Source organism: Streptomyces sp. NPDC001728 (assembly GCF_040297565.1).
Lineage (GTDB): Bacteria > Actinomycetota > Actinomycetes > Streptomycetales > Streptomycetaceae > Streptomyces.
This window is the reverse complement of record NZ_JBEOZK010000020.1, coordinates 145,075-152,569: the sequence shown is the minus strand read 5'-3', so window position 1 is coordinate 152,569 and position 7,495 is coordinate 145,075. Positions and strand designations below refer to the sequence as shown.

Below are 7,495 nucleotides of genomic sequence, written 5' to 3'. Positions count from 1 at the left end.
CCTGTGGGAGAGTAGGACGCCGCCGAACAATCATTGTGGGAAAGCCCCGCACCTCATGGTGCGGGGCTTTTCTGCGTTTACGGGCCGGAACCCCACCGGGTCAGGCCGGCGTGACCAACTCGGTGTCGTAGGCCAGGATCACCGCTTGGACCCGGTCCCGGGCGCCCGTCTTCGACAGGATGCGGCCCACATGGGTCTTCACCGTCGATTCCGCGAGATGGAGACGCTCCGCGATCTCCGTGTTCGTCCAGCCCTGGCCGATGACCGTGAGGATCTCGCGTTCCCGTTCCGTCAGGGAGACGAGACGGGGGTCCTCCGGGCGGGGATCCGCCGTGGGGGACTGCGGCAGGTGATGGACGTACGCGTCCAGGAGGCGGCGGGTGAGGCTCGGGGCGACGACCGCGTCGCCGCTCGCCACCGCGCGGATTCCGGCCAGCAGCTCTTCCGGCTGGGCGTCCTTCACCAGGAAGCCGCTGGCGCCGGCGCGCAGACCGTCGTACGCGTACTCGTCGAGGTCGAAGGTCGTGACGATCAGGATCCGGGTGCGGGCCCCCGTCGCGATGATGCGGCGGGTGGCCTCGATGCCGTCGAGGCCGGGCATCCGGATGTCCATCAGGACGACGTCGGGGTGGTGCCGGTCGACCAGGCGGATCGCCTCGGTGCCGTTCGAGGCCTCCCCGACGACCGCCATGTCGTCCTGGCTCTCCAGCAGCATGCGGAAGCCGAAGCGCTGCATCGGCTGGTCGTCGGCGATGAGAACGGTCGTCACGAGGGGAATTCCTCCCGGGGGAGTCGGAGCCTGACCTGCCAGCCGCCGGCCGGCAGGGGGCCGCTGTCGAGTGTGCCGTCGTAGAGGGCCGCGCGTTCCCGCATGCCCATGAGCCCCTGGCCCGGTGAGGAGACCGCGGTTGCCGGGGCGGTCGGGTGCGGGCCCGTGTTCGTGATCTCCACCGTTGCCTCCCGCGCGGTGTACGTCAGCAGGACGGCTGCCCTCGTACCCCCGCCCGCGTGCTTCAGGGTATTGGTCAGGGCCTCCTGGACGACCCGGTAGACCGTCAGCTGGGCCCCCGGCGGGAGGAGTTGGGCGGCCGGCTCGTCGTCGTGGACCTCGTAGCGGACCGGCAGGCCTGCCTTGCGTACGCCCGTGATCAGGGTGTCCAGGTCGGCCAGGGTCGGCTGGGGGTCGCGGGCCGCCTCCTGCTCGTCGTCGCGCAGGACGCCGAGCAGGCGGCGGAGTTCGGCGAGGGCCTCGCGGCTCGTCGTACCGATCGCTTCGAGGGCCTGGGCGGCCCGTTCGGGGTTCTTGGCCGCCGCGTAACGGCCGCCGTCCGCGAGGCCGGTGATGACCGAGAGGTTGTGGCCGATGATGTCGTGCATCTCGCGGGCGATACGGGTGCGTTCGGCCGCCGCCGCGAGCCGGACCTCCTGGTCGCGTTCGATCTCCAGACGGCGGGCCCGGTCGACGAGACCGGCGTTGTGGTCCCTGCGGGAGCGGACGACGATGCCGAGGAGGGAGACGAGCGCGTAGGTCGACAGGGTGGGGACGACGTGCTGGTCCCAGCTGCCGCGCGGGTACAGGAGGGCGCCCGTCACGAGCGGCGGCAGGAGCAGGGCCAGGGCCCACAGCAGAGCCCGGGGCCGGCGTGTCAGCGCGAGGTGGAAGAGCGGGATGAGCTGGAGGTACACGGCCTGGAGGAAAGCGCCCGAGACGGCGCTGCCGAGTGCCGCGCAGGCCATCACCGTGAGGGCGGCCATGGGCCGGCGGCGGCGCAGGCAGAGGGGGAGGGCGAGGCCCAGGCTGAGGACGACCACCTGCCAGGTGGGGACGGTCGGATCGGGGGCGGTGTTCCGCCAGCCGCCGGACGCGTCCACGAGCACCGCCCCCGTCCAGAAGAGGGTCAGGGCGGCGTCCCAGACCCGGGGGCGGCGGGCGTCGGCGGCGCGGACCAGGGTGATCAGCTGCTGGACGCGTCCGCTGAGGCCCGTCGCTCCCGTGGTGTGCGTGGTCACCCCGTCATCATCCTCATACGTCGCGGCGCTTGAGCAACAGCGCGGGGACCGCGAGTGCCGCCGCCGCCCACAGGAGCAGGGCGAGGAGTGCGGCTCCGGGGGAGGCGGCGTCCGGCAGCGGGGTGGCGGAGCCGAGGACGCCGGCCGCCTGGGTGGGGAAGTACCGGACGGCCGTCTCCATCGCCCCGTAGGGGAGCATCCCGAGGATCTCGGGGACGATCAGGACCCCGCCGACGAAGGCGCCGATCGCGCCCGGGACCGAGCGGAGGGCCGCGCCGAGGCCGAGGGCGACGAGACCGAGGAGGGTGAGGCCGGCGGCGTTGCCCGCGAGGGCGGCGAGGACGCCGTCGTCGGTGAGGGAGGCGGCCTGGTCGGTGTCGGAGAGGAAGAGCTGTGCGGTGAGGAAGGTCAGCAGGTTGGTGACGAAGGTGACCGTGAGGACGGCGCCGGTGAAGACGGCGGCCTTCGCCCACAGGACGGGCAGCCGGGTGGGGACGGCGGTGAGGGTGGCGCGGATCGTGCCCGTCGCGTATTCGCCGGCCGTGACGAGGATGCCGAGGACGGCGAGGGCGATGGCGCCGAGCTGGGAGCCGTAGAGGGTGAGGACGACGGTGTCGACGTCGGAGTCGCCGCCGTCCGAGGTGTAGGTGGTGCCCATGAGGATGCCGACGCCGAGGACGAGGGCGGCGGCGGTGAGGGCCGTGATCCAGGTGGAGCGGAGGGTCCGGAGTTTGTGCCACTCGGAGTGGACGACGCGGGCGAGCGTGACGGTGCCGGTGCCGGGGGGTGTCGGGGTGGTCCCGGGGGTGACCTCGGGGTTGGCGGTGGTCGTCATACGGGGGCTCCCTGGTACTCGACGGAGTCGTGGGTGAGGGCCATGAACGCCTGCTCCAGGGACGGGGCCTGCGGGGCGAGTTCATGGAGGGGGACGCCGTGGGCGGCGGCCGTGCGGCCGATCTCCGGGGCGTCCGGGCCGGTGACGAGAAGGGTGTCGGGGGCATCGACGGTGATTCCGGCGCCCGGCAGCAGGGCGCGCAGCCGGTCGGCCTCGGGGGTGACGACCCTGACGGAGGTGCCGCCGGAGGTGCGGACGAGTGCCTCGACCGTGGTGTCGGCGAGGAGCCGGCCCTTGCCGATGACGATCAGGTGGTCGGCGGTGAGGGCCATCTCGCTCATCAAGTGCGAGGAGACGAGGACGGTACGGCCCTCGGCGGCCAGCGACCTGAGGAGGGTGCGGATCCAGAGGACGCCCTCCGGGTCGAGGCCGTTGACCGGTTCGTCGAGGACGACGGCGGCCGGGTCGCCGAGGAGGGCGGCGGCGATGCCGAGGCGCTGGCCCATGCCGAGCGAGAAGCCCTTCACGCGCTTGTGGGCGACCTGGGTGAGGCCGGTCAGGGCGAGCACCCGCTCGACCCGCGCCCCGGGGATGCCGTGGGTGTGGGCGAGGGCCGTGAGGTGGTGGTGGGCGGTCCGGCCGGGGTGCACGGAGCGGGCTTCGAGGAGGGCGCCGACGCGGGTGAGCGGGGCGCCGTGGCGGGCGTAGGGGAGGCCGTCGACGGTGGCGTGGCCGTGGGTGGGGGCGTCGAGGCCGAGGATCATACGGAGGGTGGTGGACTTTCCGGCACCGTTGGGGCCGAGGAAGCCGGTGACGGTGCCCGGGTGGACGGTGAAGCTGAGGTCCCGGACGACGGTGGTGTCGCCGTACCTCTTGGTGAGGTTCTCTGCTCGGATCATGTCTTCGACGCTAGGGAGCGGGCGGCGGCCGGGCGTCCGACCGGGGGCGGGAGCCGGGCGGCGGGCGTAGTACCGGGGTACCACGGGGAAAAGGCCTTGTCGGCGGGGGCGGGGGCGTCGGAGTATCTGGCCATGGACCTTTCGATACGTGTCATCCGTGCCGACGAGTGGGAGCGGACCCGCGAGATCCGCCTGGCGGCCCTGCGGGATCCGGTCGCTCATCTCGCCTTCCTCGACACGTACGAGGCGGCTGTCGAGCGCCCGGACGAGTTCTGGCGGGACCGGGCCGCGGGCGCGTCGGAGGACGGCGACGGGAAGGTGCGGCAGTTCGTGGCCGAGACCCCGGACGGGCGCTGGGTCGGCACCGTGTCGCTCCTGGTGGAACGGACCGGGGCCGAGCTGCCGTTCGGGCCGCTGCCGAAGGCCGACCAGACGCACATCGTCGGGGTCTACGTACGTCCCGAGGTCCGCGGGACGGGTGTGATCGACGAGCTGTTCCGGACGGCCGTGGAGTGGTCCTGGGCACTGCCGGAGCCGGTCGAGCGGGTGCGGCTGTACGTCCACGAGGACAACGCGCGGGCGGACGCCTTCTACCGGCGATTCGGGTTCACGGCCTCGGGCGTGCGGGTGCCGGTGCCGGGGCAGGACAGGGCGATGGAGGTCGAGTACGAGCTGCGGCGGCCGGTCTGAGGCCGGTGGGTGTCGTGCCGGGCCGGGCCGGCCGCTCGCGCGGCTCGGCCGGCCCGGTGTCTCAGACGGTGTTCGGCGCGTACTCCGGCCAGCGGGACCGGGCCTGTTCGCGGGAGCGGAGCAGGGCCAGGGTCGGCAGGCCCTGGGTGTGGCCGCCGGCGAGCAGCGCGGGGAGCTGGGGGAGCGGGGCCACGGCGGCGACGTCGTCGAGGACGAGCGTCATTGGTGGGTCGAGCCGACCGTCGGATGACCGTGCGGCCATGCGGCGGCCGTGCTCGACCACGCTTGCGGCGAGCGCGGTGAGGAGCGGCATCGCGCCGGGGTGGGTGCGGGGATCCTCGATCGGTTCCCCCACCACGTAGAGGGTGCCCCCTTCGGGGAGGAAAGATGCCAGGGCCAGCGAATCCGTTCGGTTCGGTGTGCAGGCGTCCCTGATGTGGATCGAGGAGAGTGCCCCCAGCGCGCGGGCCGTCAGTTCCTGGGCCAGGCGGCGGCTTTCGGGGTGCGCGGTGAGCGCCGATTCGAGCAGGCCCGCATGGCCAGAGGCCGCCTTCGGGTGGCTGCGGAGGATGCGTACCGGCTCGTGGGCGCCGGCGCCCTGTGCCCAGCGGTGGACCTGGCGGAAGGGGCGTCCGTCGACGGCGGCGGCGTGCAGCCAGCAGTGCAGGAGCGTTTCGGCGGTGTCGGCGGTGGCCGCGTCCAGGCGGGCGTGGGGGCGTACGGGGGCCAGCAGGGCGATCGCCCGTTCCTTGGCCACCGCCGGGTCCTCGCAGTGCTCGGACGGCGACCAGTGGAGCCGGGCCGGGGTGTCGCAGAGGTGGCCGGGGTCGTGGACGAGGACCGGGCCGAGTTTGCCGCGCGCGTCCTTGGTGGCGGACCAGACGGTGGGGTCGGAGGTGACGACCAGGACCGCGCCCTCGGCGTCCCGGATGGCCTGCACGGCGGCGGGGCGGCGGGCTTCCGGGGGGCCGTAGAGGGTGCGGGGGGTTCCCGCGGGGGCCGGGGCCGGGGCGGGTGGGGGAGTCACGGTCGGGGGGTGCTCTGCCGCCGGGCGGCGGGGGGCCGGGGGTGCGGGCTCCGGTAGGGGCTGTTCTTCCCGTACGGGCTCCCCGGGCTCTTCGCGCTCCTCGGGCCTCCGCAGGGGTGTCTGAGGCTTCCGGAGGGGGTCCTCGGGTGCGGGCCCCGGAGTCTCCCGTACGGGCTCCGGAGTCTCCCGTACGGGCTCCGAGAACTCCCGTACGGGCTCCGCCCGTGCCGGCTGCCTGACCGTCCCGTACGCCCCCGCCTTCCTGTGGGCGCGCACCGCTCGCCAGCGGGTCACCGTGCCCAGGGCGAAGACCGCAAGGACGAGGAGGATCATCGCCTCGCCGATCAGCAGACCCCAGAACAGGCCGTACCCCGACAGCTGGCCCGGCGGGGTGGACGGCCAGGCCGCCGGGAGGTCCGTCGGGGCCGTCGCCAGCGAGCGCAGTGCCGAAGGGGTGCCCGTGAAGGCGACGCCCTGCGGCCAGGCCCCGTGGGAGAAGAGCCCCGAGAGCCCGGTCGCCGTCCACACCAGGACCGTGAAGCAGAGGAGGAGGGCGAAGAGGCTGAGCAGCAGCCCGTCGGAGATTCCTCCGCCTCCGCCCCCTCCCTTTCGTGCCGATTCCATTTATGCCACCGTCGACTGCGAAGTGCCGTTCATCTGCTGCTCGATGAGGATCGCGCGCTGTTCGGTCTCCCACTCCAGTTCCGGGTCGGAGACGGAGGACTCGGTCATGGCGCGGTCCGTGTAGACCAGCGGGCGTTCCCGTTCGGTGATGAGGTGTTTGACCACCTGCACATTGCCGTTGACGTCCCAGACCGCGATGCCGGGGGTGAGGGTCGGGATGATCTCGACCGCCCAGCGTGGCAGGCCGAGGACCCGGCCGGTGTTGCGTGCCTCGTCGGCCTTCTGGGCGTAGATGGTCCGGGTGGAGGCCATCTTGAGGATCGCCGCCGCCTCCTTGGCCGCCGCTCCGTCGACGACGTCGGAGAGGTGGTGGACGACGGCGACGAAGGACAGGCCGAGGCGGCGGCCGAACTTCAGCAGCCGCTGGAACAGCTGGGCGACGAAGGGGCTGTTGATGATGTGCCAGGCCTCCTCGACCAGGAAGATGCGCTTCTTCCGGTCGGGGCGGATCCAGGTGTGCTCCAGCCACACGCCGACGATCGCCATGAGGATGGGCATGGCGATGGAGTTGCGGTCGATGTGGGACAGGTCGAAGACGATCAGGGGTGCGTCGAGGTCGATGCCGACGGTCGTCGGGCCGTCGAACATGCCCCGGAGGTCACCGTCGACCAGCCGGTCCAGGACGAGGGCGACGTCCAGGCCCCAGGCCCGTACGTCGTCTATGTCGACGTTCATCGCCTCGGCGGACTCGGCCTCGGGGTGGCGCAGGCGCTCGACGATGTCGGTGAGGATCGGCTGCCGGTCGGTGGTGTGCTCGGTGACGTAGGCGTGGGCCACCTTGAGCGCGAAGCCGGAGCGCTCGTCGAGGCCGTGGCCCATCGCCACCTCGATGATCGTACGGAGCAGCGCGAGCTGGCCCGTGGTCGTGATCGACGGGTCGAGCGGGTTCAGACGGATACCGGAGTCGTTGGCGACCATCGGGTCCAGGCGGATGGGGGTTATCCCCAGCTCCTGGGCGATGAGGTTCCATTCGCCGACGCCGTCCTCGCCCTGCGCGTCGAGGACCACGACCTGCCGGTCGCGGAAGCGGAGCTGGCGGAGCACGTACGTCTTCTCCAGCGCCGACTTGCCGTTGCCGGACTCGCCGAGGACCAGCCAGTGCGGGGCGGGCAGTTGCTGCCCGTACAGCTGGAAGGGGTCGTAGATGTACCCCTTCCCGCTGTAGACCTCGCGGCCGATGATGACGCCGGAGTCGCCGAGGCCGGGTGCGGCGGTCGGCAGGTAGACGGCCTGGGCCTGCCCGGTGGAGGTGCGGACGGGCAGGCGGGTCGTCTCCACCTTCCCGAGGACGAAGGAGGTGAAGGCATCGGTGAGGACGGACAGCGGATCTCGCATCGGTCTGTGCCCCTT

General features: G+C 72.6%; 7 protein-coding genes. 1 reads left to right on the top strand and 6 read right to left on the bottom strand.

Annotated features, from left to right (window positions below):
* Positions 1 to 100: 100 nt before the first annotated feature.
* From ABT154_RS26655 to ABT154_RS26640, 4 genes are read right to left on the bottom strand one after another with little or no spacing between them, the layout of a single operon-like run.
* Positions 101 to 769 carry a response regulator gene (locus tag ABT154_RS26655; protein ID WP_351859782.1) on the bottom strand — a complete coding sequence of 223 codons (669 nt, stop codon included), beginning with the start codon at positions 767 to 769 and terminating at the stop codon, positions 101 to 103.
* Entirely contained in the window at positions 766 to 2,010 is a 1,245-nt protein-coding gene (locus tag ABT154_RS26650) for a sensor histidine kinase (protein ID WP_351859780.1), read from the bottom strand. The genes ABT154_RS26655 and ABT154_RS26650 overlap by 4 nt, the downstream gene beginning before the upstream one ends.
* Positions 2,011 to 2,023: 13 nt before the next feature.
* Positions 2,024 to 2,845 carry an ABC transporter permease gene (locus ABT154_RS26645; RefSeq protein WP_351859778.1) on the bottom strand — a complete coding sequence of 274 codons (822 nt, stop codon included), beginning with the start codon at positions 2,843 to 2,845 and terminating at the stop codon, positions 2,024 to 2,026.
* A complete protein-coding gene (locus tag ABT154_RS26640) occupies positions 2,842 to 3,744 on the bottom strand; it encodes an ABC transporter ATP-binding protein (RefSeq protein WP_351859776.1) in 903 nt (300 codons plus the stop codon). Before ABT154_RS26640 ends, ABT154_RS26645 begins: the two co-directional genes overlap by 4 nt.
* Positions 3,745 to 3,876: 132 nt before the next feature.
* On the opposite strand from ABT154_RS26640, the gene ABT154_RS26635 reads away from it, so the two are divergent.
* A complete protein-coding gene (locus tag ABT154_RS26635; RefSeq protein ID WP_351859774.1) occupies positions 3,877 to 4,434 on the top strand; it encodes a GNAT family N-acetyltransferase in 558 nt (185 codons plus the stop codon).
* Between the two features lie 61 nt (positions 4,435 to 4,495).
* On the opposite strand, the gene ABT154_RS26630 is transcribed toward ABT154_RS26635, so the two are convergent.
* Entirely contained in the window at positions 4,496 to 6,085 is a 1,590-nt protein-coding gene (locus ABT154_RS26630) for a P-loop NTPase family protein (RefSeq protein WP_351859772.1), read from the bottom strand.
* Complete coding sequence (locus ABT154_RS26625) at positions 6,086 to 7,480, bottom strand: ATP-binding protein (RefSeq protein WP_351859771.1); 1,395 nt, start codon at positions 7,478 to 7,480, stop codon at positions 6,086 to 6,088. It lies immediately after the preceding gene.
* Positions 7,481 to 7,495 lie beyond the last annotated feature (15 nt).